At 71.9% G+C, this 25,560-nt stretch carries 27 protein-coding genes; 9 read left to right on the top strand and 18 right to left on the bottom strand.

All coding sequences use genetic code 11. The features are described from left to right. Positions 1-109: 109 nt before the first annotated feature. Positions 110-358 (top strand): type B 50S ribosomal protein L31, encoded by a 249-nt coding sequence (locus DEJ31_RS01430; protein WP_071275272.1) that lies wholly within the window; start codon positions 110-112, stop codon positions 356-358. Positions 359-428: 70 nt separating this feature from the next. Here the strand turns inward: DEJ31_RS01430 and DEJ31_RS01425 are convergent, their stop codons facing one another. From DEJ31_RS01425 to treS, 13 genes are all read right to left on the bottom strand, one after another. Then, the gene (locus DEJ31_RS01425) at positions 429-1,244 is read right to left on the bottom strand and encodes an HAD family hydrolase (RefSeq protein ID WP_111121038.1); all 816 of its coding nucleotides are present in this window, start codon (positions 1,242-1,244) and stop codon (positions 429-431) included. Next, the gene (locus DEJ31_RS01420; protein WP_258366067.1) at positions 1,241-3,955 is read right to left on the bottom strand and encodes a phosphoribosyltransferase; all 2,715 of its coding nucleotides are present in this window, start codon (positions 3,953-3,955) and stop codon (positions 1,241-1,243) included. The genes DEJ31_RS01425 and DEJ31_RS01420 overlap by 4 nt, the downstream gene beginning before the upstream one ends. Further along, positions 3,952-5,118, bottom strand: a complete 1,167-nt coding sequence (locus DEJ31_RS01415; protein WP_110902248.1) for an HpcH/HpaI aldolase/citrate lyase family protein — start codon at positions 5,116-5,118, stop codon at positions 3,952-3,954. The genes DEJ31_RS01420 and DEJ31_RS01415 overlap by 4 nt, the downstream gene beginning before the upstream one ends. A 3-nt stretch (positions 5,119-5,121) precedes the next feature. Continuing rightward, positions 5,122-6,003, bottom strand: a complete 882-nt coding sequence (locus tag DEJ31_RS01410; protein WP_111121037.1) for a hypothetical protein — start codon at positions 6,001-6,003, stop codon at positions 5,122-5,124. Then, complete coding sequence (locus DEJ31_RS01405) at positions 6,000-6,560, bottom strand: TerD family protein (RefSeq protein ID WP_110902250.1); 561 nt, start codon at positions 6,558-6,560, stop codon at positions 6,000-6,002. The genes DEJ31_RS01410 and DEJ31_RS01405 overlap by 4 nt, the downstream gene beginning before the upstream one ends. Beyond that, positions 6,557-7,129 (bottom strand): hypothetical protein, encoded by a 573-nt coding sequence (locus DEJ31_RS01400; protein ID WP_110902251.1) that lies wholly within the window; start codon positions 7,127-7,129, stop codon positions 6,557-6,559. The genes DEJ31_RS01405 and DEJ31_RS01400 overlap by 4 nt, the downstream gene beginning before the upstream one ends. An 18-nt stretch (positions 7,130-7,147) precedes the next feature. Next, on the bottom strand, positions 7,148-8,368 hold the full coding sequence (locus tag DEJ31_RS01395) for a toxic anion resistance protein (protein WP_110902252.1): 1,221 nt from the start codon (positions 8,366-8,368) through the stop codon (positions 7,148-7,150). Between the two features lie 83 nt (positions 8,369-8,451). After that, the gene (locus DEJ31_RS01390) at positions 8,452-9,030 is read right to left on the bottom strand and encodes a TerD family protein (RefSeq protein ID WP_110902253.1); all 579 of its coding nucleotides are present in this window, start codon (positions 9,028-9,030) and stop codon (positions 8,452-8,454) included. A gap of 43 nt (positions 9,031-9,073) precedes the next feature. Next, the gene (locus DEJ31_RS01385) at positions 9,074-9,655 is read right to left on the bottom strand and encodes a TerD family protein (protein ID WP_110902254.1); all 582 of its coding nucleotides are present in this window, start codon (positions 9,653-9,655) and stop codon (positions 9,074-9,076) included. A 29-nt stretch (positions 9,656-9,684) separates the two neighbouring features. Continuing rightward, positions 9,685-10,272, bottom strand: a complete 588-nt coding sequence (locus tag DEJ31_RS01380) for a TerD family protein (RefSeq protein ID WP_110902255.1) — start codon at positions 10,270-10,272, stop codon at positions 9,685-9,687. 40 nt (positions 10,273-10,312) lie between these two features. Further along, entirely contained in the window at positions 10,313-11,443 is a 1,131-nt protein-coding gene (locus tag DEJ31_RS01375; RefSeq protein WP_110902256.1) for a DUF475 domain-containing protein, read from the bottom strand. A 91-nt stretch (positions 11,444-11,534) separates the two neighbouring features. Beyond that, a complete protein-coding gene (locus DEJ31_RS01370) occupies positions 11,535-12,293 on the bottom strand; it encodes a 3'-5' exonuclease (protein WP_375334541.1) in 759 nt (252 codons plus the stop codon). 9 nt (positions 12,294-12,302) lie between these two features. Beyond that, positions 12,303-14,057 carry a maltose alpha-D-glucosyltransferase gene (gene treS, locus DEJ31_RS01365; protein WP_111121036.1) on the bottom strand — a complete coding sequence of 585 codons (1,755 nt, stop codon included), beginning with the start codon at positions 14,055-14,057 and terminating at the stop codon, positions 12,303-12,305. 117 nt (positions 14,058-14,174) lie between these two features. On the opposite strand from treS, the gene DEJ31_RS01360 reads away from it, so the two are divergent. Further along, positions 14,175-15,089 carry an alpha/beta fold hydrolase gene (locus DEJ31_RS01360; protein ID WP_111121035.1) on the top strand — a complete coding sequence of 305 codons (915 nt, stop codon included), beginning with the start codon at positions 14,175-14,177 and terminating at the stop codon, positions 15,087-15,089. Next, the gene (locus DEJ31_RS01355; protein WP_111121034.1) at positions 15,086-16,174 is read left to right on the top strand and encodes a glycosyltransferase family 1 protein; all 1,089 of its coding nucleotides are present in this window, start codon (positions 15,086-15,088) and stop codon (positions 16,172-16,174) included. The genes DEJ31_RS01360 and DEJ31_RS01355 overlap by 4 nt, the downstream gene beginning before the upstream one ends. A 19-nt stretch (positions 16,175-16,193) precedes the next feature. Here DEJ31_RS01355 and DEJ31_RS01350 read toward each other — a convergent pair whose 3' ends face one another. Further along, entirely contained in the window at positions 16,194-16,940 is a 747-nt protein-coding gene (locus DEJ31_RS01350; RefSeq protein WP_146243080.1) for a hypothetical protein, read from the bottom strand. A gap of 139 nt (positions 16,941-17,079) precedes the next feature. Here DEJ31_RS01350 and DEJ31_RS01345 point away from each other — a divergent pair, with 139 nt between their 5' ends. Then, positions 17,080-17,295 carry a hypothetical protein gene (locus DEJ31_RS01345; RefSeq protein WP_146240625.1) on the top strand — a complete coding sequence of 72 codons (216 nt, stop codon included), beginning with the start codon at positions 17,080-17,082 and terminating at the stop codon, positions 17,293-17,295. Positions 17,296-17,301: 6 nt separating this feature from the next. Here DEJ31_RS01345 and DEJ31_RS01340 read toward each other — a convergent pair whose 3' ends face one another. Further along, complete coding sequence (locus DEJ31_RS01340; protein WP_111121032.1) at positions 17,302-17,940, bottom strand: histidine phosphatase family protein; 639 nt, start codon at positions 17,938-17,940, stop codon at positions 17,302-17,304. Next, the gene (locus DEJ31_RS01335; protein ID WP_111121174.1) at positions 17,937-18,863 is read right to left on the bottom strand and encodes an NAD-dependent protein deacetylase; all 927 of its coding nucleotides are present in this window, start codon (positions 18,861-18,863) and stop codon (positions 17,937-17,939) included. Before DEJ31_RS01335 ends, DEJ31_RS01340 begins: the two co-directional genes overlap by 4 nt. A 96-nt stretch (positions 18,864-18,959) precedes the next feature. Between DEJ31_RS01335 and DEJ31_RS01330 the strand changes: the two genes are divergently transcribed. Together DEJ31_RS01330 and DEJ31_RS01325 are read left to right on the top strand one after the other, a co-directional pair. After that, positions 18,960-19,775 carry an RNA methyltransferase gene (locus DEJ31_RS01330; RefSeq protein ID WP_111121031.1) on the top strand — a complete coding sequence of 272 codons (816 nt, stop codon included), beginning with the start codon at positions 18,960-18,962 and terminating at the stop codon, positions 19,773-19,775. Positions 19,776-19,797: 22 nt separating this feature from the next. Beyond that, a complete protein-coding gene (locus DEJ31_RS01325; protein WP_111044125.1) occupies positions 19,798-20,160 on the top strand; it encodes a hypothetical protein in 363 nt (120 codons plus the stop codon). Positions 20,161-20,203: 43 nt separating this feature from the next. On the opposite strand, the gene DEJ31_RS17040 is transcribed toward DEJ31_RS01325, so the two are convergent. Continuing rightward, positions 20,204-20,716: a LysM peptidoglycan-binding domain-containing protein gene (locus DEJ31_RS17040; protein ID WP_181433435.1), complete on the bottom strand. Its 513-nt coding sequence runs from the start codon at positions 20,714-20,716 to the stop codon at positions 20,204-20,206. Between the two features lie 172 nt (positions 20,717-20,888). Here DEJ31_RS17040 and DEJ31_RS01315 point away from each other — a divergent pair, with 172 nt between their 5' ends. Next, positions 20,889-22,145, top strand: a complete 1,257-nt coding sequence (locus DEJ31_RS01315) for a D-alanyl-D-alanine carboxypeptidase family protein (RefSeq protein ID WP_181433434.1) — start codon at positions 20,889-20,891, stop codon at positions 22,143-22,145. Positions 22,146-22,198: 53 nt separating this feature from the next. Here DEJ31_RS01315 and DEJ31_RS01310 read toward each other — a convergent pair whose 3' ends face one another. After that, positions 22,199-22,984 (bottom strand): SGNH/GDSL hydrolase family protein, encoded by a 786-nt coding sequence (locus tag DEJ31_RS01310; RefSeq protein ID WP_111044128.1) that lies wholly within the window; start codon positions 22,982-22,984, stop codon positions 22,199-22,201. Between the two features lie 24 nt (positions 22,985-23,008). On the opposite strand from DEJ31_RS01310, the gene DEJ31_RS01305 reads away from it, so the two are divergent. Then, positions 23,009-24,175, top strand: a complete 1,167-nt coding sequence (locus tag DEJ31_RS01305) for an acyl-CoA dehydrogenase family protein (protein WP_111121029.1) — start codon at positions 23,009-23,011, stop codon at positions 24,173-24,175. Between the two features lie 78 nt (positions 24,176-24,253). Further along, complete coding sequence (dinB, locus tag DEJ31_RS01300; protein WP_111121028.1) at positions 24,254-25,498, top strand: DNA polymerase IV; 1,245 nt, start codon at positions 24,254-24,256, stop codon at positions 25,496-25,498. Positions 25,499-25,560 lie beyond the last annotated feature (62 nt).

The raw sequence follows: 25,560 nt of genomic DNA, 5'->3' as shown, positions 1-25,560 counted from the left end.
ACACGGCTCCGGACGCTCCCGATCAGGGCCGTGGTCTGGTAACGTGGTCCGCTGGCGTAGGCCACACGACTTCCCATCTTCCGTCATCGCGATCCACCGAGGAATCCCCATGAAGACCGAAACCCACCCCGAGTACCGCGCCATCGTGTTCCGCGACCTGGCTTCCGGTGAGACGTTCCTGACGCGTTCGACCGCGAACAGCGACAAGACCATCGAGCTCGACGGTGCGACCTACCCGGTCATCGACGTCGAGATCTCGTCCGCCTCGCACCCGTTCTACACGGGCAAGCAGCGCATCCTCGACTCGGCCGGCCGCGTCGAGAAGTTCAACCAGCGCTTCAAGGGCTTCAGCAAGTAAGCAGCTCTGCTCCCTCTGGGAGTTCGAACGGGCGGTCCTCCTGTGGGAGGACCGCCCGTTCTGCGTCCGGTCAGGTCGTCGTCTGGACCGTGGCGGCGGCTGCGAGCCCGATGAGCTCCTCACCGGCCACGACCCCGCGCGCCTGCGTGACGACGAGGTTCGGTGCCGTCCACCCCACCGCGTGCAGCTCGCCGTGGGCCGGGCGGATCGCGACGTCCGCCCAGGCCAGCATCTCCCGGTCGAGCAGCGAGTCGCCCGCGGCGACCGTGCGGGTCGCTCGGGTGCGCTCTGCGACGGCCGCCAGGGCCCGTTCCTTCCGGATCGGCACCGGGACCGCGTAGAGCTTCCGCCCCTGCACCGACACCCGCCAGCCGAGGTCGGCGAGTTCGGCCGCGAAGCCCTCCACAGCGGCATCGGGCAGCTCGGCCCGCTCGACGATGGCGTACACGAAGAGGTCCTCGGCGCGCCGGGTGCGGAGGACGGCGCCCTCGGGCAGAGCGGTGGCCAGGCGGTGCTCGACCTCGGGGAGCGGTGCCGACGTCGCCGCGATCTCCTCGCGGAGCGTTGCGGTCCAGGACTCGTCCGGTGTGCCGTCGTGCAGCACGACCGCGCCGTTCGTCGTGACGGCCCAGCCGGTCGTCGGCAGCGGCAGACGGATCCGCTGGAACTGTGCGACCGTGCGGGTGGTCACCGGGACGACGACGGACGTCTCGGCCAGCGCCGCGAGTGCACGCTCCGCCGTGCGCGTCATGAACGACAGCGGCAGGCCCTGGTACACCTCGGTGACGACGAGTGAGGGTGCGTCCTCGTCAGGGCCGTCGAGCATGAGCGCGGCGGCGGAGTAGACGACGGTGCGGTCGAGGTCGAACCCGACGAGCGCGCTCACGCGACGCTCCCGGTGGTGCCGGCAGCGGTCCCGGTGTCCGACACCCGACTACCGAGCGGGTGGATGAGCCCCACGCAGCTGTAGGACAGCTCGGGGCGGGTCACGACGGGCACGCCACGCTCACGGGCCAGCGCGACGACGTGCGCGATGTCGACGTCCTCCGGGTCGCGCACCAGGACCTGCCACGGCACGCGGCGGAGCAGCACCCGGGTGGTCTCGCCGACCCCCGGCTTGACCAGGTGCAGGTCGGTGATGCCGTACTCGGCACCGATCGCCTCGACCGTCCGCATGCCCCGCCAGTCGACGGCCCGTGACGCCGGTCCGCCGTCGGCTGCCACGGCAGCATCGACGCGGGGACGGACGGCGCTGAACCGGTCGGCGATGGTGGCGACGAACGAGCGGGAGTGGTCGCGGGGACCGAGCTCCCGGTACTGCTTCGCACCGTGCAGGGTGCCCGCCGGCGTCCACGCTCGGTTGAACACCGTGCGGGACACCAGCCCGGACACGGTCGAGTTGAGGCATGCCGACGGCACCAGGTAGTCGTCGCGGGTGCCGTGCAGCGGGGTGCAGCCGGCCGGGTCGGCGAGGACGGCGAGTCCGTCGCCGAAGCGCACGCCGTCGGAGGCCGCGAACCGGTCGAGCGCGTCGGTCAGCTCCCGCGTGATGGCGCCCTTGCCCGTCCATCCGTCGACGAAGACGACCTGCGTCGCGTCGTGGTGCGCGGCGAGCCAGCGCAGGGCCGTCTCGTCGATGCCGACCCCGCGGACGATGCTCGCCGTGTAGTGCTGCAGCCGGATCCCGCGCTGCTGCTCGGCCCAGCGGCGCATGAGGATGCCGACGGGCGTTCCCGCGCGGGCGAGGGAGACGAGCACCGCGTCCGGTCGGTCGCGGAGGACCAGGTCCGTGACGATCCCGACCGCCTCCGCGATCCGATCCGCCGACCGCGCGAGGGCCTCCCGGTACAGCTCCTCGTAGGACTCCGACGGCACGTACTCGACGGGGAGCGACTCCGCGTAGTTGGCGCCCTCGAGCTGGATGGCGCGTTCCCGGTCGGCGGTGTCGGCCTCGAGGGCGGCGTCGGCGAGGTCCTGCAGCAGCCAGGTCACCTCGTCCGGCTCGTACGACCCGAAGGACGGCCCGGTGAGCGGACGAGGCGAGGACGCGGCAGCACTGGCGGATTCGAGGGCGCTGTCCACGAGCAGCACCCGGGGCGTCACGGTGGCCAGGACGTCGAGCAGGCCGCCGGGTCCCTCGAGCGTCGCCCGTTCGGTCCCCGGTTCGGGGACGACGACGACCGCGTCGAAGCCGTGCACGTTGTACGCGTACCGCTCGCCGGGACCGTCGACCGTGACGTCGTGGGACCGGTGCCGGATGCCGGACCGGATCGGCCAGGTCGGGGCGTCGAACACCGCGACGGGGGAGCGGGTGCTCGTCGAGGACCGGACGTCCGCCGTCGTCCGGCGGCGGAGTGCGTCCGCGACGGCGAGCGGCGTCGCCATGTGCTCCTCGGTCCCGAGGACCAGGACCCGGTCCGGCACCCGGCCGGACGTGTCGGTCAGGACCCGGGCGAGGTCGGCCGCGATGCCCTCGACGTCGGTCCGCGGGGTGCGGACGCGTGCGGCGGGGGTCCCGGTGCGGTCGACGACGGTCGGCGGGGCGGCGACGACGGTGACCGCGTCGGGACGGGAGGCGCGTGCCGGGCCTGGTGCGGGCCTCCCGTCCGCGGTCGGTCCGCTGTCGAGCGCCGTCGTGCCGTCCGGTGACGTCGTGCCGTCGGGTGACGTCGTGCTGTCCGGCGTCGTCGTGGTGAGGGGCGCCGCGGCCGAGGCGACGAGCTCCGCTGCCGTGTCGGTGAGGCCGTCCGGGAGGGAGACGCGGCCGCGTCCGAGGGCGACGACCGCGACGGGCGCGCCGAGCTCGGTCGCGAGGGCTTCGGTGGCGGCGACGTCCGCGTCGGAGCGGAGGTCGACGAGCGCGGCGACGACCCACTGTCGCTGCGGTGCGACGGCGTGCAGGGCGCGGATCGTGGCGCGGGCCGTCGCTCCGGTGCTCAGCTCGTCGTCGACCAAGACCACGGTGCCGTCGGCCGGCAACCAGTCGTCCTCGGCGGGCAGCAGGCGGTGCGCCGTGGCGTGCGAGTGCGCCTCGTCGAAGCCGGCGGCCGGCGTCGCCCCGGGCGGGTCGTGGCGCGTCGAGTGCAGGTACCCGGCACCGAGGGCCTCGGCGACCGTCGCGCCGAGGGCGGTCGCGGTCTCCGCGAACCCGAGGACGAGGACGTCGGGCAGGGTCGGCCGGACCGCGGCCAGGTCGGTGCGGAGCGTCGTTGCGGCTCGGTGCAGGGCGTCGGACCCGTCGCCCGCATCCGTCGCGGTGTCGGTCGCCTGCTGCCGGTCGAGGACGGCCCGGAGGCGCGCGGCGGCTCCGGCGTCGAGCCGCGCGCCGCCGTCCAGGACGTCGGCGACCCGGGCGCCGAGCGCCTCACCGGCGAGGAGCGCGACCGCGGGCACGGTCGGGACGTGCTTCGCGAGCACGGTGGACACGAGCAGATGCGCCCGTCTGGGGTTCCGACGGAGTGCGAGCCGGACGAGCGACGCCAGCGGCACGCCGGGTGCAGTGGGCACGATCGGCGCGTCGGTCAGGACCACGCCGAGCTCGTCCGGGCTCGGCAGGGCGGCCTCCGTCGTCGCGGTCGTCGAGGTGGTCGTGGTCACGGGAGGCTCCGCTCGAGCAGGTCGACGTAGGTCACGTCCGGGGCCGCCACACCGAACGCCCGGGCGCGGAGCATGGTGCGCTCCGCCCAGGCGTGGTGCGGTTTCATCTCGTTCATCTTGTTGCCGTAGCGGGAGGCGGCGACCCCGCCCGTGGCGTTCGCGAGCACGTCGGACGCGTCGGAGAACTCCTCGTCACTGACCACCGACATCGCGTGGACGAGGGGCACGTGGCGCGGGTGGATGACCGTCTTGCCGGTCAGGCCGTTCGCGCGGTCGAGGGTGACCTCGCGGAGGAGCCCGTCGAAGCCCTCGAGGAGCAGCTGCCGGCGGAGCGCCAGGTCCCCGGCCTCCTGGAACGGCGTGGTGCGCAACTGCGTGCGGAACACCCGGTCGGAGTCGGGGTAGTGCTCCCACACCGGCCCGGCGACCACGAAGCCGTCCCTCGCCCGACCGAGGACGTTGACCACGTCGCCGATCACGGACGCCAACACCTGCACGTCGTACACGGTCAGGTGCGAGGGACGCCGGAGGCCGTACACGCTCGAGAGGTCCGTCGCCCCGATGCGCACCGCCAGGACGTCGTCCCGTCGTTCGAGCAGCAGGTCGTGGACGTCGGCCAGGGCCTCGGTGCGCGACTCACGGTGCATGATCGCGGGGGACTCGAGGATCGGCATCACGAGCAGACGGCGGCCGGGTGCCCGCCCCTCGTTCGCGGCGTCGAGGACCGCGAACCACGCTGCGCCGGCACCGTCGGGGTCCTCGAACTTCGGCAGGACGATCCCGGCCAGGACGTCGAGCGCTCGACTGCCGAAGCGGTCGAGCAGCCGTGCGAAGTGCTCCGGCGTCCGGACCCGGAGGAACAGCTGTGGCAGCATCGCCGGGTCGAGGTCCTCCGCGAGGATCCGCAGCGCGGCCTCGACGTTCGCCTCGGCCGTGGGCAGGTCGTCGTCGGCGACGGAGTCCTCCAGGCAGAGGACGATCGACCCCGCGCCGAGCTCCGTCTGCCGACGGACGTCACGCACCAGGTCCGGACGGACCCCCGGCGTGTACAGGGTCGCCCCGAGTGCCACCGCGCGGAGGTCCTGCGGGCTGTCCCGCGTCACGTCCTCGGGTGGTCGGAGGAAGAGCGGTTCCTGATCGGCGATGTTGGCGAAGTGGCGCACGGATCAGACTCCGACGGTCGGGGCGGACAGGACGAACCCGAACGCGGCGAACACGTCACCGTCGTGGGTGGCCCGGGGGAACGGCTCGGCGCGGAGCTCGAGTTCGCCGTCGATGACGGAGAGCGCCAGGATCGTGGTGGTGTCGGCGTCGCCGGGGTCGACCGCCAGGGTGGTGCCGTCGTGCAGGGCGACGACGAGACGGTCCGACCCGCGGCCCATCACGAGTGCCCGCCGCAGTTCGCGGACGTGGCGGAGGGCGACCAGGACGTCGGAGCCGTCGTAGCCGACCAGGGGGCGGTTGCCACGGGTCGTCACGGCGCGCCCGGCGGTCGCGCCGTCAGCGGTCGCCGCGCCGACCAGGTGGTCGACCGACTCCCACGCAGCACTCGTCGAACCGGTGATCCGGAGTGCTCCGACGGCGGAGCGGCGGCGGTCGATGCGGACCACCGGGTCCTCGGGTCCGAGCACGCGGACGTCGCGGGGGTCTGGTGCGGGGAACGGTCGGATCCGGGAGGCCCGTTGCCGCAGTCGGCGTGCGACACGGTCGGAACGGGGCGGGGTCGCGCCGGGTTCGGCCGCGGAGGCCGACGGTGCGGTCGAGCTGCGCTGGTCCGGCGTCCGGACCGCCGACGGTGCGGGCTGCCGCCCGGAGGACAGGCTCAGCCCGCCGCCGGAGCTGGCGGGCGCGGCCGGTACCGATGCCACGGGCGGTCCGGCGGGCGGGGTCGGGCGACGGAGCGGCACGCCGGGCGTGGCGGTGGTGCCCGACGTGGCGGGGGTGCCCGACGTGGTGGCGGTGCCGGACGTGGCGGCGGTCGGGCGGGCCTCCTGGCCGGGCGGGGTCGGACGGACGCGACGGCGGAGGAACGGGTGCCCCGTCGTCATCGCGCGCGGCCGATGCCGTGGTCGGTGCGGAGGCCGGTCAGACCCGTCGTGTACCCCTGGCCGACGGCGCGGAACTTCCACTCCGACCGGTGGCGGTAGAGCTCGCCGAGGATCACCGCGTCGATCAGGTGGTTCCGCTCCGACGGCAGCGGGAACGCGACGAGTTCGCGACCGTCGGGCGCGCAGACGCGGACCGACATCGACCGGACCGAGCCGAGGTCCTTCGGGGACCGCGGGTCAGGGTCGAGGTAGACCGCGAAGACGATCTTGTCGACGGCGTCGGGGATCGAGGCGAAGTCGACGTCGATCTCCTCCTGGTCGGACTCGGCCAGGTACCGGACGGACGCGTCGGCGCTCTCGATCTGGTTGAAGAAGACGAGGTCCTCGTCGGAGAGGACGTGCCCGTCCGGGCCGCAGACGATCGCCACCGGGACGAGCTCGGCCGAGGGCCCGCGGCTGGCGATCTGGTCCCAGTGGATGCCGACGACGACCGCGGTGAGGCCGGGGTTCTCGGCCGTCAGCGCAGCGTTCGCTCCCGGGACGAGCTGCCCGGTCACGAGTCGGCTCCGCGGAGGCGCAGGCCCTCGTCGCCGTCGCCCAGTCGGTCCCGCAGGAACCGGCCGTGCGAGGAGAGTTCGGCGATGGCACCGCTCCTGATCTGTTCGTGCATGTCCTCCACCGTCTCCGCGACGACGTCGAGTTGGCCGGCGAGGGTCGCCGTGGCGGCGCTCTCCGGGGTGCGGTCCGCCGCGGGCAGCGAGCGGTACGTCCGGACGGGCGTGGGCAGGTAGTCGTTCACGATGGCCTGGAAGAGGTACCGCTGCTCGGTCGAGGCGCCACGCGCGATGACGGTGCCGGCGGCCTCCCGGAGGAGGTCCTCGACGTGTCGGACGCGCGAGGAAACGACGGTCGGCAGATCGGCTCCGGCCGCGCGCACGATGGTCCGGAGGTCGTCGAGCCCGGCCGCGGCTGCAGCGTCGTCGGCCGCGCCACCCGAACCCCGGACGTCGATGCGGGCCGCAGCAGCAGCTGCGGCCGACGACGGCGTCTCGGCGTCCGGGTCGGGCACCCGTCGGTCCTGGTCGTCGTCGTCGCGGCCGAACAGCGCGCGCAGGCGATCACGCACGGCAGCCGACCGCAGGGGTCATCGCGTGACCGACCGGGGGTCGTCGTCGGTCTGGCGGGCGCGCTCCAGGTACGGCTTGGCGCGCTGGATGCCGGACTCGAGCGCCGACACCGTCGAGGACATGTTCTGTGCCGCCTGCGAGCGGAACGAGTCGATCGCGTCCATCGTCTGGAACACGTTGTCGAACGCCTTCTGCAGGGTCTCGACGCTGACACCGGAGTTCGTCGCCTGCTCGTGGATCCGCGTGGTCTGGTCACGCAGCATCTCGCTGGTCTGCAGGATCATCGCGTTCGTGGTGTTGTTCACCGCGTCGATCTGGTCGAGGACCATCTTCTGGTTCGCCAGTGCCTGGGCCACGACGACGGCCGTCCGGAGCGCCGCGATCGTCGTGGTGCGGGCGCGCTCCACACCCTTGATGAGCTCCGTGTTGTTCTTCCGGACCAGGTCCATCGCCAGGTAGCCCTGCACCGACACGGCCAGCTGGGTCAGGATGTCCTGGTGGCGCTGCCGCACCGGGAACAGCACGTCGGACTCGAGCTTCTGCGCTTCGTCGACGCGGCCGCCGTTCCGCAGGCTCTCGATCTTGGTGACCGTCGCGGCGTCCAGGGCCTTCGCGAACACCGCGTACTCGCTCAGCTGCTGCATGGTCTCCCACAGCTGGACCTTCTCGTCGGCGAGCGTCGCGTTGTCCTTGCGGAGCTCGTCCTGCCCGGCCATCAGGGACTTGATGATGTGGTCGAGCTGGGTCTGCGCGGACTCGTAGCGCTGGAAGTACTTCGCCAGCTTGTTGCCGCCCGGGATCATGCCGAGGATCTTCCGGCCGGTGCTGAGGTCGGCCGCGTTGGGCGTCAGGTCCTCGACCGTGGACCGCAGGTCGCCGAGCGTGGTGGCGACCTTGACCTGCGTGCCGTCCCCGGTCCGCTTGGCGCCGGCGACCGACGACTGGGAGCGCTCGAGCATGCGCGAGGAGAACCCGCCGGACCGTGCGATCTCGGACCCGGCGATCGCGTTGATGCCGTCGACCTTCTCGGTGAACGCGGGGGACCGCGGGTCGAGCCGGGCGACCTCGTCGACGAACTCCCGGGCCTGGGCCGCGATCTGCGCCTGCCGGTCCGCGTCCACCGGCACCATGCCCGGAGCGTCGTCCGGGGTGACGACCTCGGCAGCGTCGGCAGCACGCAGGACGAGGGCGTCCTGCGACGGGTCGGTGGGCTCCGGCGGAGCGAGCGGTCCGGGCATCGGTGGTCTCCTGTGACGAGGTGGAACTGCTGGGTGCTGCTGGGCGCTGCTGGGGACTGCTGGGTGCTGCTGGTGGCGCTGGGTCAGCTGAGATTGACGCCGAAGTCCGTCGCGACGCCGGCGAGACCGGACTGGTAGCCCTGGCCGACCGCGCGGAACTTCCACTCGGCGCCGCTGCGGTAGATCTCCGAGAAGATCATCGCGGTCTCGGGGGCGGCGTCCTCGGAGAGGTCGAAGCGGACGATCTCGGCGCCGTCCTGGTCGAGCACACGGGAGTACGCGCTGCGGACCTGGCCGAAGTTCTGCCGACGAGCCTCGCCCTGGTCGATCGAGACCACGACGACGACACGGTCCACGTCGGCCGGCAGGCTCTGCAGGTCGATGGCGATCTGCTCGTCGTCACCGTCGCCCTGACCGGTGCGGTTGTCGCCCTTGTGCTCGACGGATCCGTCGGCGCTCTTGGGCTGGTTGTAGAAGATGAAGTCGGCGTCCGAGCGCACCTTGCCGTCGGGACCGACCAGGAGCGCCGATGCGTCGAGGTCGAACGCCTCGCCGGCCGTGGTGCGCGGGTCCCAGCCGAGGCCGACGGTGGCCACGGTGAGCCCGGGGCTCGTCTTCGTGAGGGAGAGGTTGCCGCCCTTGCTGAGGGAGAGTCCGGCCATGATCGGGTCCTTTCGGTTGTGGGGGAGGGAGGTCGTCTGACCGTCAGTCGAGGACGACGCCGTAGTCGGTCGCGACGCCGCGGAGGCCGGTCGCGTAGCCCTGGCCGACCGCGCGGAACTTCCACTCGCCGTCGTACCGGTAGATCTCGGCGAAGATCATGCCGGTCTCCGACGCGGCGTCCTCGGTGAGGTCGAAGCGGACGACCTCGTTGCCGGTCTCGTCGTTGACGACCCGGCAGAAGGCGCCACGCACCTGCCCGAAGTTCTGGTGGCGGGCGTCGGCCTGGTCGATGGTGACGACGATGACCACCCGGGCGACGTCGGCGGAGACCAGGTCGAGGTCGATGAGGATCTGCTCGTCGTCGCCGTCACCCTCGCCGGTGCGGTTGTCACCCTGGTGGACGACCGAACCGTCGACGGACTGCAGCTGGTTGTAGAAGATGAAGTCGTCGTTCGAGCGGACCTTGCCGTTCGCACCGACGAGCAGGGCCGAGGCGTCGAGGTCGAACTGCTCGCCGGCCGTCGTCCGCGGATCCCAGCCGAGGCCGATCATGGCGCGTCGTAGCCCCGGGTCGGTCTTGGTCAGGGAGAGGTTGTTGCCCTTCGAGAGCGAGAGGGTCGCCATCGGTCGTCCTTCCGTCTGGTGGGGTGCCGTCAGAGCGCGGCGGCCGCGGGACCGACCAGGTCCTGCACCGTCCGGCCGTCGGCACGTTCGCCGATCGCCGTGAAGGTCCATCCTGCTCCGGTGCGGGACACCTTCGCCATCACCATCGCGGTGTGCTGGCCGGAGTCGGTCAGCTGGTAGCGGGCGACCTCGGGCGCACCGGCGGTCGAGTCGTCGACCACCCGGCAGAACGCGTTCTGCACGTTGTCGAACGTCTGCCGGCTGTAGCTGCTGATGACGAAGACGATCTGCTGCACGGCGCCGTGCACCGCGCTGAGGTCGATGCGGATGACCTCGTCGTCGCCGTCGCCCTCACCGGTGAGGTTGTCACCGGTGTGCTGCGCCGAGCCGTCCTTGCTGCGGAGCTGGTTGAACCAGACGTAGTCGACGGGCTGGCCGTCGGCGCCGAAGAAGACCGCCGAGGCGTCGAGGTCGACGTCCGCGGACTTCTTGCCGCCGAACAGGCCGCGCTTCGTCGCCACGGCGTCCCACCCGAGACCGAGACGGACGCGCGTCAGTGCGCTGCCGTCGGTCTTCGTGAGCGAGAGCGCCTGGCCCTTCTGGAGGCTGAGACCCATTGCGGTGAACCCTTCGTCGGTGGTGCAGTCGTCGCGACCGTCAGGAGGCGACGGCTGCGTGGTCGTCTGCCGGCTCGTGGTCGCCGGCCTTGCGCTTGTTGCGGACCACCGAGGAGATGAACGCGGCGAGGATGAAGACGACGCCGATGAGGCCGGTGACGACCTCGTTCACCTCGGTGGTGATCGTGACGAGCAGGATCGCCGCGAGAGCACCGATCGCCCAGTGCGCCCCGTGGTCGAGGTACTCGAACTCGTCCAGCGTGCCCTGTCGGACCAGGAAGACGGTGAGAGAACGCACGAACAGGGCACCGATCAGGCCCAGACCGAGCGCGATGATGATCGGGTCGGCGGTGATCGCGAAGGCGCCGATGACCCCGTCGAACGAGAACGACGCGTCGATGACCTCGAGGTAGAGGAACAGCAGGAACGCGGCCTTGCCGGCGACGTTGCCGACGCGGCGCTTGTTGCTGATGCGGTTCGCCTCGGCGACCATCTCGCCGGTGCTCTCGAACGAGTTGCCGTCGTCCTCCGGGTCGTCGACGTCGAACAGCCCGCCGAGTCCGGTGACCAGGAAGTACGTGACGAGGCCGGCGATGCCCGCGATGAGGACCGTCGACTGGTGCTCGCCGGCGGTGGTGCCCGCGACGGCCAGCAGCACGAGGGCGACGATGACGTTGACCATCGGGAGCTTGCCGATGAAGAGCAACGGGCGCTCGAGCCAGCGCAGCCAGAGGATGTCGCGCTCCTCGAACATGAAGTCCAGGAAGATCATCAGCAGGAACATGCCGCCGAAGGCCGCGATCTGCGGGTGCGCTTCGTGGAGCAGGTACGCGTACGTGCCGGGCTCGTCGATCGGCCCCTTCTCGAGCGCGAGCTGCACGGCCTCGACCGGGTTCAGCGACGCCGTGACGCCGACGATGAGCAGCGGGAAGAGCACGCGCATGCCGAAGACGGCGATGACGATGCCCACCGTCAGGAACATCTTCTGCCAGAACGGGTTCATCCGCTCGAGGATGCGGGCGTTGACGACCGCGTTGTCGAAGCTGAGGCTGATCTCGAGCACGCCGAGGATCGCGGTGATGATGACCGCGCTCCATCCGCCGTAGACCAGCGCGATGGCCAGTGCGAGCACGGTGATGGCCAGGGACCACCCGAAGGTCTTCAGGAACACGTGCGCGGATCTCCCCTTGAGCGGTGCAGGCGGTGCCTGCAGTGCGGTCGTCGAGGGGACGGCGCGATCCGGCCCTCCCCCTCTCGGAATGCTACATGCTCGGGGCCGAGTGCCGTCGGGGCCAGCGGCCGTCGGCGGTGAACGAGGGGTCGCGCTTGCCCCGCATGTACTCCTGGAACGACGCAGCCTGCTCGGAGCACCACGTCACCTGCTTGCGGTGCAGTTCTTCGGCACTGATGCCGAGTTCGTCGGGGTACTTGGCGGCGATCGCCTGCGCGACCCGACCGGCGGCGATCGCGTCGGCACCGGCGTCGTGCGCGTCGTCGAGCTGCACGCCGTAGAGCTGCGACGCCACCTCGAGCGTCCGCTTGCCCTTCCGGTAGGTGTCGAGCGCCTTGTCCATCACCAACGGGTCGACCACGTTGCCGATCACGGGGGAGGCGATCCCGTGGCGCTTGGCCTCCCGGTCGAGCAGCGTCAGGTCGTAGGGGGCGTTGTAGATCACCAGCGGGATGCCGCGCGCGAACACGGCCTCGACCGCGGCGACGATCTCGGCCACGACCTCGCCGGCCGGGCGTCCGTCGGCACGGGCGCGTTCGGTCGTGATGCCGTGCACCGCCGCGGCCTGCTCGGGGATCTCGACGCCGGGGTCGGCGAGCCAGCTGCCCTCGACGATGGAGCGGCCGGTCATGTCGATGAGGCCGACGTGTGCGCTGACGATCCGCGCGGTCTCGACGTCGATCCCGGTCGTCTCGAGGTCGAACACCCCGAGCGCGTGCCACCACGGTCGGGTGGTCAGGTCCTGCGGGGGCCGGGTCGCCGGGTCGAGCGCGGCAGCGGGGGAGGTCACGCGGTCAGGCTAGCCAACGGCACCGACAGCCCCGCGAGGCGCGCTCGTGTTCTCCGCACCCCGACCGACGTGCAGCCAGTAGAACGCTTGCGTGCCGAGCGTCAGCGTCACGGTGCCCTCGGCGTCGAAGGACGGGAACGCGCCGCCACCGAAGAGGTCGACCAGCGGCCGGCCCGCGTACTCGGGCGCGGTGATCGTCACCGAGGTCGGGTTGTGCGCGAACGAGAACACGCAGAGCACGTCCTCGGCGCTCGGCCCGAACTGCTGGTCCGAGCCGGAGCCCGCCCAGGACCGGACGAACGCCAGCACGCTGTCGTTCGAGGTCTGCTGCACGGCGATCGACCCCATGCCGAACACCGGGTGCGCCTTCCGCACGTGGATGACGTTGCGGATCCAGTGCAGCAGGGAGCGCGACTGCGCCAGCTGGGCCTCGACGTTCACCTGGGCGTAGTTGAACACCAGGGACTGCACGACGGGCAGGAAGAGCTTGCCCGGGTCGGCGGACGAGAACCCGGCGTTGCGGTCCGGGGTCCACTGCATCGGCGTGCGGGACGAGTCGCGGTCCGGCAGCCAGATGTTGTCGCCCATCCCGATCTCGTCGCCGTAGTACAGGAACGGCGAGCCGGGGAGCGAGAACAACAGCGCGTGCACGAGCTCGAGTTCGGCGCGCGAGTTGTCCAGCAGCGGTGCGAGCCGTCGCCGGATGCCGATGTTCGACCGCATCCGCGGGTCGTAGCCGTACCAGCCGTACATCGCCTGCCGGTACTCCTCGCTCACCATCTCGAGGGTGAGTTCGTCGTGGTTGCGGAGGAACACACCCCAGGCCGCGGTCTCCGGCACGTCGAGCGTCTCGGAGAGGATCGCCTGGAGCTCCTTGGCGTGCTGGGCCCGCAACGAGTAGAAGATGCGCGGCATCACCGGGAAGTCGAAGGCCATGTGACACTCGGGTTCCTCGTCGGTGCCGAGGAACGCAGCGGTCTCCCGGGGCCACTGGTTCGCCTCCGCGATGAGCACGCGACCCGGGTACTCGTCGTCGATCATCGTGCGGAGCTTCTTGATCCACTCGTGCGTCTCCGGCTCGCCCTCGCCGTTGCCCTCCTCCGACTGGAACAGGTACGGGATCGCATCCAGCCGCAGGCCGTCGACGCCGAGGTCCAGCCAGTGCCGGACGACGTCGTACACGGCCTCGACCACGGCCGGGTTCTCGTAGTTGAGGTCCGGCTGGTGGGAGAAGAACCGGTGGAAGAAGAACTGCCGTCGGACCGGGTCGAAGGTCCAGTTGGACTCTTCGGTGTCGACGAAGATGACGCGGATGTTGGAGTACTCCTCGTCGGTGTCCCGCCAGACGTAGAAGTCGCCGTAGGGGCCGTCCGGGTCCTCGCGCGACTGCTGGAACCACTCGTGCTGGTCGCTCGTGTGGTTGATGACCATGTCGATGACGATGCGCATGTTGCGCTCGTGCGCCTTCGTGACGAGTTCACGGAACTCGTCCAGGGTGCCGAACTCGGGCAGGATCGCCTTGTAGTCGGAGATGTCGTAGCCACCGTCACGCAGCGGTGAACGGAAGAACGGCGGCAGCCAGAGGGCGTCGACGCCGAGCCACTGCAGGTAGTCGAGGCGACTGATCAGGCCCTGCAGGTCTCCGGTGCCGTCGCCGTTCGAGTCGACGAACGAGCGGATCATGCACTCGTAGAACACCGAACGCTTGTACCAGAGCGGGTCGAGGGTCAGTCCGGGCTGCTGGATCGGGGCTGTGAAGGACACCGTGCTCCTCGGAGGTCGTGGCGGCCTCCAGAGCAGGAGGGCCGCCCCGGACACGCTAGCCGGGCGACCCCCGACGCGCACACCACGTCACCGGGGACGTTCCCTAGACTGACGCGGATGGAACCGCCCGTGCTGTCCCCGTACCAGTCGCTGATGGCGGCCACCCCCGTCGTGCACCGCTCGGTCCTGGTGGCGGACCGGACCACGCACTTCTGGGAGTACGGCCCCGCCGACGCCGGGACCGCGCCGGCGACCGTCCTCGCGGTGCACGGGTTCCGCGGCGACCACCACGGACTCGAGTCGATCGCCGCGCACCTGGTGTCCGGACACCCGACCGGCGTCCGGGTGATCGTGCCGGACCTGCCCGGGTTCGGCGTGTCCGACCCGCTCCCGACCTCCGATCTCGACGGCTACGTCCACTGGCTCGAGGGCTTCCGGACGGCACTCGGGCTCGACCGTGACACCGTCGTCCTCGGCCACTCCTTCGGGTCGATCGTCGTGTCGGCTGCGGCCGCCGCCGGGCTCGACACCCGGCTGCTCGTCCTGGTGAACCCGATCGCGGCGCCCGCGCTGCAGGGTCCCCGGGCGGTCGGCACCGCCATCGCCATCGCGTACTACCGTCTCGGCGCCTGGTTGCCGCGCCCGCTCGGACTCGGGCTCCTGCGGAACCGGGCGATCGTCCGGGCGATGAGCATCGCGATGCTGAAGTCGCGCCGGCCGTCGCTCCGGCGGTGGGTGCACGACCAGCACGACCGCTACTTCTCGGCCTTCGCGAACCGCACCAGCGTCATGGAGGCGTTCCGGACGTCCGTGACGCACGACGTCGCCCAGTTCGCCGACCGGATCCCGGTGCCGGTCCTGCTGGTCGCCGCCGAGCACGACGACATCACGGCCGTCCCGGAGCAGCGTGCCCTGGCGGAGCGCCTCGCCGACGCGGAACTCGTCGTCGTCCCCGGCGTCGGCCACCTGGTGCACTACGAGACGCCCGCCGCGGCCGCGAGCGCGGTCCTCCGACGGATGCAGACCTCGTGACCCGCCTCCGGATCGGCATCGACTGCCGCTACGTCCGCATCGGCCGCCATGACGGGATCAGCCGCTTCACGGCGGGGGTCGCCGCGCACCTGCCGGACCGACACGACCACGTGCTGCTCGTGTCCGACGAGCGGCAGCTCGGGTCACTCCCGTCACACCTGCCGTGGGAACTCGTCCCGGCGCCGACCGAGGCGGGGGAGCCGCTGGTGGCGCGGCGGGTCAACCGCCTGGGCCTCGACGCGGTGTTCTCGCCGATGCAGACGATGGGTTCCCGTGGCCGCCGGTACGCCCTGGTGCTCACGCTCCACGACCTCATCTACTACCGGAACCGCACACCCCCGCGGGAGTTCTCGTGGCCGTTGCGCCTCGGCTGGCGTGCGTTCCACCTGGCCTGGTGGCCCCAGCGGATGCTGCTCAACGGCGCGGACGGGGTCGTGACGGTCTCGGAGACGACCGCTGGGCTGATCCGGGAGCACCGGCTGACCGATCGTCCCGTGACGGTCGCGTACAACGCCGCGGACCCGGCCGAGCCCCGGGACGCCGACGCTCCCCGCCAGAAGTCGCTCGTCTACATGGGCTCGTTCATGCCGTACAAGAACGTCGAGACGCTGGCGGCCGCCCTGCCCCTGCTCGGGCCGGACTGGACCCTGCACTGCATGTCGCGCGTGTCGGACGCCGACCGGGCACGCATCGGCCGTCTCGCGCCGGCCGGCGCCGTGGTCTTCCACGACGGCGCGAGCGACGAGGAGTACCGGTCGGTGCTCCGGTCCGCCACGGCCCTGGCGACCGCCTCGTACGACGAGGGCTTCGGGATCCCGCTGGTGGAGTCGATGGGTGTCGGGACACCGGTGGTCGTCAGCGACATCCCGATCTTCCGGGAGATCGGGGGCGAGGTGGCCGAGTACTTCGACCCCTCGTCGCCCTCTGCCGTCGCGGCTGCCGTCCGCCGACTGGAGGCCCGCTGGGGCACCGCCTCGCAGGCGTCGGTCGCGCAGGCGGCCCGGTTCCGCTGGCAGGACTCCGCCGAGCAGGTCGTCCGTGCCGTCGAGCGCGCCGTCTCGGACCGAGCTGCCCACCGCCGCTGACGGGGTCGCCGTCCGGACCTCAGGGCTGGACGGTCCGGACCTGCACGCCCGGGAAGACGTCGTCGCCCACCTGCTCGGCGGCAGCCGCGACCGCGGCGAACCCGGTGCCCGTACCCGCTGACCGGACCGTCACCTGCTGCGCCGCAGGCTCGTCGGAGCGCCCGTCGGCGCCGGCTGCGAACGTGCAGCTGACGCCGACCACGCCACCGATCGCGTCGAGCTGTCCGGCCATCCGCAGTCGTCGCTGGCTGGCATCCTCGGAGTCCGACACCCCGACCTGCTGCGATCCGAAGTCGACGTCGGCCCAGATGCGGACGCCGGAACCCGAGGCATCGGCCGCAGCGGCGCTCACGGCCGAGACGAGTGCGCGGCGGTCCTCGGCACCGAGCGCCGGATCGGCACGCACGAGCGCGGTCACGTCGTAGCCCGCGAACGAGGTCTTCTCACTGCGGGCTCGCTCGACGGCCGTCACCCCGGGCAGCGCCGACGCTGCCGCCACGAACCGCGCCCGGTCGGCCTCGGGCTGCGGGAACACGCCCCCGACGCCGCGTTGCACGCCGGACAGGATCACGCCGAGCACCACGACGAGGACCACCGCGACGCCGATGACGCCGAGGACGATCGCCGTTCCAGCCCGGACCCGCTCGGGACGAGACCGGGCGCGGATCGACGCCGTGTCCGGTCCGAACGCGGTGTCGAGGTCGTCGTCGTCATCCCACGGATCGCGGCCGCGAGGACCGTCGGTGTGCCGTCCACCAGCGCTCACAGCGTCACCTCGCAGCGGGCGGACCGAGCGTCGGGCCGCGTCGTCCACCGGAGCGTAGTCCGCGCACTGGGCGTGTGCTCTCGGTCACGCTACGGTGGAGTTCGACGGGGGCACGGGCCTCCCGTCGGACGGGGGGACCATGCTCTTCACACTCATCGTTGTCGGCGTCGTCATCGTGGCGATCGCCGTCGGGATGGCGGTCACCGACCGCCGCCGAGCGCGTCTGCTGCGCGACCTGCCGGAGGCCGGTGTCCTGCACGGCAGCGGTCCGGGTGACCACGACCTGCGGGTGGCCGAGGCGCAGGCCGCCCGGACCGCGGGTGGGACCGGCTACACGGGCGGTTCGGGCACCTGACCCGGGTCAGTGCCGGCGTTCGAGCGGGTTCTGGTACTCGAAGGCGTAGCGACCCGGGGCGTCCGAGACGTCCTCGATCGGGTCGTCGGAGCGGACGAGTTCTGCACGGAAGCGCTCCGGGTCCCAGCGGAACGAGTGCACCGACCCGTTCCGGATCGGCACGGTCGACCGCTCGATGGTGCCCGGAGCGGCCGCGTCGACCACGGTCCGGATGACTGCGCCGTGGGTCGCGACGACGACCGAGCCGGCGTCGAAGCGGACGGCGATCTCGGCGAGCGTCTCGGTGACGCGGTCGAGCAGCGCCACGCGGGATTGGCGCCCCGGCACCGCGTCGTGCGGCCAGCGGGCCTCGATCTCCGGGTGCGTGAGCCCCTCGGCGTCACCGTAGGAGCGTTCACGCAGCCCGTCGTACGTCGACGGCTCGGGGAGGCCGAGGCGCGTGGCGATGATCGTGCCGGTCTCGAGCGCCCGGGACAGCGGCGACGAGACGACGGCGTCGAACCGGCGGCGGGTGAGCAGCGTAGCGGTCTCGGCGGCCTGTCGGCGCCCGGTGTCGTTGAGCGGCGCGTCCGTCGAACCCTGGATGCGTCGTTGCCGGTTCCAGTCGGTTTCACCGTGGCGGACCAGGTAGAGGAGCGTCGTCACCCGTCGATCATCGCAGACGCGGACAGCCGCGCCGCCAGTTCGACGAGGGTCTCGGTCGTGCCGGCGTCGATCTTCACCGCGGCACGACGGTCGCTGCGGGTCACGCCGCGGTTCACGATCACGACCGGGTGCTTCCGCCGGGTCGCGTGGTCGAGCAGGCGGACACCGGAGTTCACGGTGAGGGACGACCCGACGACGAGCAACGCGTCCGCCTCGGCGACGATCGACACGGCTTCACGGAACTTCTCAGCGGGGACGAACTCGCCGAAGAACACCACGTCGGGCTTCAGCACGCCGCCGCACACGGTGCAGTCAGGCACCCGGAAACGCTGGACGTCGCTGATCTCCACGTCGCCGTCCGGCTGCAGTTGCACCGAACCCGGTTCGTCGATCCACGGGTTCTCGCGGTCCAGCACGGCGGCCAGGTCGGCGCGGGAGAACACCTGCCCGCAGGTCAGACAGACGGCGCGGTCCATCGAGCCGTGGATCTCGACGACACGACGGGACCCGGCTCGCAGGTGCAGGCCGTCGACGTTCTGGGTGACGATGCCGCTGACGATCCCGGCGGACTCGAGGGCGGCGAGTGCCCGGTGTCCGTCGTTCGGCCGGGCCGCAGCGAACGTCCGCCACCCCAGGTGCGAGCCCGCCCAGTAGCGTTGGCGCTTCGCGGGGTCTGAGAGGAACTCCTGGAAGGTCATCGGCTTCCGGACGACTCGGCCCGCGCCGCGGTAGTCGGGGATGCCGGAGTCGGTGCTGACACCGGCACCCGTCAGGACGGCGATGCGCTTGCCGCGGAGGACCGCGACCGCCCGATCGACGTCGGTGACGGTCTCGTCGGTCGCCGTGCCGTCCGTCACCGTGCCGTCGGTCGCCGTGCCGTCCGTCACCGTGCCGTCGGTCGCTGTACCGTCGCTCGTCGCCATCGTGTCCACGGTACCCTCAACCGCCGAGCGTCCCCGGTCCTTCCCCGGGCCGACGTCCGCGACCCGACCACGATCCTCCCGACCGGAACGAGCACCGTGCACCCCGTCCGCATCGACTCCCTCGACGACCCGCGCCTGGACGACTTCGCCCGGCTCACCGACGTGGCACTCCGCCGCGTGACGGAGCCCGAGGGCGGGCTGTACATCGCCGAGTCGAACACCGTCATCGAGCGCGCCGTCCGTGCCGGCCACGTGCCGCGGAGTGTCCTGGTGCAGGAGAAGTGGCTGGACAGCGTGCTGCCGCTGGTCGCCGAGCACGACGGCCCGGTCTTCGTCGGGTCGGACGCGCTGCTCGAGGAGCTCACCGGGTTCCGGATGCACCGCGGCGCGATCGCGGCGATGCACCGTCCGGAACTGCCCTCGGTGGCCGACGTCGTGGGCGACGCCCGGCTCGTCGTCGTCCTCGAGGACATCGTCGACCACACGAACGTCGGCGCCGTCTTCCGCAGCGTCGCTGGTCTCGGTGCCGACGCCGTCCTGGTCAGTCCGCGCTGCGCCGACCCGCTCTACCGACGGAGTGTCCGGGTGAGCATGGGCACCGTGCTGCAGGTCCCCTGGACGCGGATCGGGGAGTGGCCGGCCGCGGGGGAGGACCTCCGCGCGCAGGGCTTCCACGTCGCCGCGATGGCACTCACCGACCGCTCCGTCGACCTGGAGGAGTTCGTCGCCGACGTGCCGGAGCGGGTCGCCCTGGTCATGGGCACCGAGGGACAGGGCCTCACTCCGGCCGCGGTCGCGACGGCCGACACCACGGTGCGGATCCCCATGCACCACGGCGTCGACTCACTCAACGTGGCCGCGGCGAGCGCCGTCGGCCTGTGGGCGGTCGCGCACGCGCAACGTGCACGCTGATCCCCTCCTTTAGGCTTGCCGGATGCTCTCCCGACGCGACGCCGCCGTCCGCCTCGACATCACCCTCGAGATGGCGACCCACCACGGGATCCCGTCGCGCCTCAGCGAGGCTGAACTGACAGCGATCGAGCAGGACCCGCCCGCCTGGCTGGTGCAGTCGCGGGCGAACCGCACGGGTGCGAAGAAGGTCTGGGTGCGCCTGGAGTGCGTCGTGTGCGGCTACTGGGAAGAGGCGCGGCCGAAGAAGTGGTGGCCCGACTGGGACCACCTGATGTGCGACTACCACGCGCCGTACCAGGCTCCTGAGCCGACCGCGGGCTTCGTGCGGCACGAGGTCGAGGGTGTCGGCAGCCGGTTCGTCGCGCTGGTCGACGAGAAGGCGTAGACGGCGGGCGTGCGTTCCCCGCGGTCGTCCGTCGCTCTGGCGGTCAGCCGGGGTAGTTGCAGCGCCAGCCCGAGTGCTCGGCGTCGGCGTCCTGCTGGCTCACGCCGTCCTGTGTCATGCGGCGTTCGAGCGTGAGGACCTCCCCGGGCGTCAGCACACCGGTGTCCGACGCGGGGTACGTGAGGTCCGCGTTGCACAGTCCGAACCGCAGGGCGATCACGGAGACGACGTCGTCCGGCTGCACCGTGTAGGTGTAGACACCGGCAGCGGACCTGCTGGCCGGGCCGGTGGCGTGGGGACGTGTGCCGTGGTCGAGCGCGGGCCACGTCCGGATGGTGTCGGACGCCACGGCGGTCGGTGCGGCGGTCGCGTGTGCCGCGTCGGCCTGTGCCTGTGCGGCGGCGATGTCGGCGCGCGCCTGGGCGCTGAGGGTCGGCTCGGTCGTCGCCGGAGCCGGCGGCACACCCTGGTCCGCCATCGAACAGCCGGTGAGCGCGACGACCGCGGCCACCCCTGCGAGGACCGCCGTCAGGCGTCCCCGGTACCGACTCGTCATGCTGCTGCCCCCTCTGGCTGCCAGGCGCACCGCTGCGCCCGGCAGGAGTCTAGTCAGACTGACGCGCTCCTCCAGAGCAGGACGGCACAGTGCCGGGAGGCCCACCCCGGCCCCGCGACGAGCCGCACCGGAGCCAGGGACCCGCCCCGGGCCTCCAGTACGATCCGGTCTCGTGCCGAACGTCGTCCGCCGCCCCCGCTCCGCGATCCGGAGGCCCGTGACGGTTGCCGTCATCGCGGTGCTCCTGCTCGTCGTCGCCTTCCTGGTGGCCGCCGCAGTCGTGCCGTTCGCACCGGCGACGGCCAGCACGGCGACGTACCGCCCGCCGACCGCGAGCGCCGCGGACGTCCGGTTCCCGGACTACGGTGCGACGGCGGTGGAGGCCGACGGGTTCCCGGAGAGCCTGACCACCAGCGGGGACCGGAAGGCCCGTTCGATCGCGAGCATCTCGAAGGTCGTCACGGCTCTGGTCGTGCTCGAGGAGAAGCCGCTGCAGCCTGGTGACCAGGGCCCGGACGTGCGGTTCACACCTCAGATGGAGGCGCTGTACGGCCAGTACGCGGCGCAGAACGGTGAGGTGGCGCCGCTGCCGACGAACCTGCGGCTGTCCGAGTACCGGGCGTTCCAGGTGATGCTGATGAAGTCGGCGAACAACTACGCCGGCTCGCTGGCGCTCTGGGCGTTCGGGTCGATGGACGGCTACCGGAAGGCCGTGGCGACCTGGCTCGACGACCACGGCCTGGACGACACCACGATCGTGGAACCGACCGGCCTGGACCCCCGGAACCAGAGCACCGCGACGGACCTGGTCGACCTCGGCAAGCTGGCGTTGGCGGACCCGCTCGTCAAGGAGGTCGTCGGGACGGCGTCGGCGACGGTGCCGGGCGTCGGCGACATCGAGAACTCGAACAAGCTGCTCGGCATGGACGGCGTCGAGGGCATCAAGACCGGCACGCTCGACGAGGCCGGAGCGTGCCTGCTCTTCGCGGCGACCTACCAGCGCGGTGGCCGCACGGTGACGGTGATCGGGGCGATGCTCGGCGGGGTCGACCACGACTCGCTCGACGGCGACGTGCGGAGGCTGCTGCACTCGGTGGCGGACGACTTCCACACCATCACCCTGACGAATGCCGGGCAGACCTTCGGCACGTACCAGGCGCCCTGGCAGGAGGAGGTCGACGCGACGGCGAGCCGGGCCGCATCGCTCCTGGTCTGGGGACGGACCGACGTGACCGCGAAGACGACGCTGGAACCACTGACGTTCGGGTCGGCGGGGGAGCGCGTCGGGTCGGTGCGGTTCGCGGTGTCGCACCACGACCCGGTGACGGTTCCGCTCGAGCTCGACCGGTCCATCGAGGACCCGGGAGTCTGGTGGCGGTGGTCGAACCCGTTCCGCGGTGTCGAGCTCGACCGTTCACTCGCCGGCTGACATGACCTGACCTGGCCTGGCCTGGCCTGGCCTGGCCTGGCCTGGGGCAGCGTTCAGTCGCGCGGTGCCACGGGCTGCAGCGAGGTCCGCTTGGCCGTGATGCCGTCGCCCGACGACGTCCCACGGACGCGTCGGACCACCCACGGCACGAGGTACTCCTTCGCCCAGCCGAGGTCCTCGACGCGGGCCTCCCGCCAGGGCCGAGCGGCGAGCGGCTCGGGGACCGCGGCGCCGAGTTCGTGGGCGACGCCGAGCGTGTCGAGCACGGCGGCGGCGACGGTGGCGTGTCCCAGCGGGGAGTGGTGCAGACGGTCGGCGGCCCACATCCGCGGGTCCCGCAGCACCCGGAGCGCCCAGAGGTTCGTGACGAGCGCCCCGTGCTGCAGCGCGATGGCCTGCAGGTGCTCGTTGTAGATGGCGGTCTTGCCGCGCACCATGCCGAGGACCGGCGTCATGCCGACGTCGGGGCCGGTGAACAGCACCACGGTCGCACCGTCACGACGGAGGGTCGCGATCATCCGGTCGTAGCGCTCCGCCAGGGCGTCCGGGTCGGAGCCCGGTCGGATGATGTCGTTGCCGCCCGCCGACACGGTGATCAGGTCCGGAGCGAGGGCGACGGCGGCCTCGGCCTGCTCGTCGACGATCTGCCCGAGCAGACGTCCACGAACGGCGAGGTTGGCGTAGCCGAAGTCCTCGTCGGTGCGGTCGGCAAGGGTCTCGGCCACGCGGTCGGCCCAGCCGCGGTGGCCGCCGACCGAGTGCGGGTCCGGGTCACCGATCCCCTCGGTGAAGGAGTCACCGATCGCGACGTACCGGGTCCAGGGATGCTCGTCTGACACGACAGGCGACCGTACTCTCGTCCCATGACCGAGTCCACTCCCGGCAAGCGACGTCCCTGGACCGTTCCGGACGACCTCCTGGCACGCATCGCCGCACGCGCCCCCGGCTACGACACCGACAACGCCTTCTGCGCGGAGGACCTGGCGGAGCTCCGGCAGGCGGGGTACCTCCGGATCGGGGTGCCGATCGGGGACGGAGGCTCGGGGCTGGGTCTCCGTGAGACCGCTGCGGTCCAGCGGACCCTCGCGACCGCGGCGCCGGCGACGGCGCTCGGACTCGGCATGCACCAGGTGTGGGTGCAGGCGGCGCGCAGCGTGTCCGCACGGGGCGGGACGTTCCTCCAGACCGTCACGGACGCCGCGGCGGCGGACCGGCTGCTCGCCTTCGGGGTGAGCGAGCCGGGCAACGACGCCGTGCTCTTCGACTCGCTGACGACAGCCGAGCCGGACGGCGCTGGCGGGTACCGGTTCACCGGCACGAAGGTGTCGACGTCGCTCGCGCCCGCGTGGGACCTGCTGAGCGTGTTCGGGAAGGACACCTCGGGCACCGGACCGCGGCTCGTGCACGGCTTCGCGGTCCGTGCCGACGACGGGGTCCGGCACCTGGACGACTGGGACACGCTCGGCATGCGGGCGACGCAGAGTCGGACGACGATCCTCGAGGGGCTGCACGTGCCGGCGGAGCGCATCGTCCGGGTGCTGCCGGTCGGGCCGGTCGCGGACCCGCTCGTCTTCGGGATCTTCGCCGCGTTCGAACTGCTCGTGGCGTCGGTGTACGTCGGGATCGCCTCGCGGGCCGTCACCCTGGCGGTCGAGCGGGTCGCCGAACGGGTCGCCATGGACGGGACGCGGCGCTCGGCCGACGCGGACGTCCGGCGCGCGGTCGCCGCGATGCGCAGTGCGACCGACGCCATCGCGCTGCAGGTCGACGCGCTCGCCCGGGACGCTGACGAGCTCGTCGAGCACGACCGGTGGTTCCCGCTGCTCGTCGGCACGAAGACCCGTGCGGTGGACACGGCGCAGTCCGTGGTGGACGAGGCGCTGCGGGTCGTCGGCGGATCGGCGTTCCGGGCGTCGGACGAACTCGCCCGCATGGCCCGGGACGTCCGCGCCGGCCAGTACCACCCGTCGACGCGGGACTCGGCGATGCGGACGATCGCGGCGGCGGAGTTCGGGCCGCTGCCCGGCTGAGCCCGTCCCGGTCGCGCGGGGTCCGGTGTCGCGGGCGCCGTCGGTCCGGGTGTCGCCGGTCCGTGCGAGCATGACCCCGTGAGCAAGCAGGACGGACGGAACCGACTCGTCACCGACGCACCGGTCGACGACGCCACGGCGACGGTCCTGCACGTCGACATGGACGCCTTCTTCGCCTCCGTCGAACTCCTCGACCGCCCCGACCTGGTCGGCCTGCCGGTCATCGTCGGCCACGACTCGGACCGCTCGGTCGTCACCGCCGCCACCTACGAGGCCCGCAAGTACGGCATCAACTCCGCGATGCCGATGGCCGTCGCGAAACGCCGCTGCCCCGCGGCCGTCATCGTCGAACCGCACTTCGAGAAGTACAGCGCGCGCTCCGCCCAGGTCATGCGGATCTTCGACCGGTTCACGCCGCGGGTCGAGCGGCTCGGTATCGACGAGGCGTTCCTCGACGTGGCCGGTGCGCTCCGGCTCTACGGCACGCCGTGGCAGATCGGCACCGAGATCCGACGGACCGTGTTCGCCGAGACCGGGCTGCACTGCTCGGTCGGTGCCGCGTCCACGAAGTTCGTGGCGAAGCTGGCGTCCAGCCGCGCCAAGCCCGACGGGCTGCTCGTCGTCCCGCACGCGTACACGATCGAGTTCCTGCACCCGCAACCCGTCTCCGCGCTCTGGGGCGTCGGCGGCAAGACGCAGGAGACCCTCGAGCGCCGGGGGATCCGCACCGTCCGCGACCTCGCCACCACGCCGCTGCCGTCGCTCGTGGCCCTGCTCGGACCGTCCGGCGGGCAGCGGTTGCACGACCTCGCCTGGGGCCGCGACCCGCGCACCGTCGAGGCCGGGGTGGGCGAGAAGTCGATCGGGCACGAGGTCACCTTCGGCCGCGACCTCACCGAACGCGACGACGTCGCCCGCGAGCTGCTGCGCCTGGCCGAGAAGGTCGCGGTCCGGCTCCGCCGCGCCGAGGTGCAGGCGCGCACGGTCGCGCTCAAGGTCCGGTACACCGACTTCACCACGCTCACCCGGTCCCGCACGCTCCCCGAACCCAGCGACGTCGCCAAGCGGATCCACCGCGAAGCCGTCGAGCTGTACGACGTCCTGCACCGGCCGGGCAACCGCATCCGACTGATCGGCGTCCGCGGCGAGAACCTGGTGCCGGCCGCCGCGAGCAACGCCCTGTGGGACGACGACGCGCCGTGGCGTGAGACCGAGACCACCGTCGACGCCGTCACCGCACGCTTCGGCGCCGGCGTGCTGCGACCCGCCTCGCTCGTCCGCGCGACGCCCGAGCAGCGTGCCCCGCACGCCCGACAGGACTGAGCGTGCCGGTACACTCGGGTGGAGTGAGCGCAGCGGAGAACATCGAGCACCAGGAACCCGCC

It is taken from the genome of Curtobacterium sp. MCPF17_031 (assembly GCF_003234035.1).
Lineage (GTDB): Bacteria > Actinomycetota > Actinomycetes > Actinomycetales > Microbacteriaceae > Curtobacterium.
Note: the sequence above shows the minus strand (reverse complement) of the source record. Positions and strands in the feature narration are given on the sequence as shown.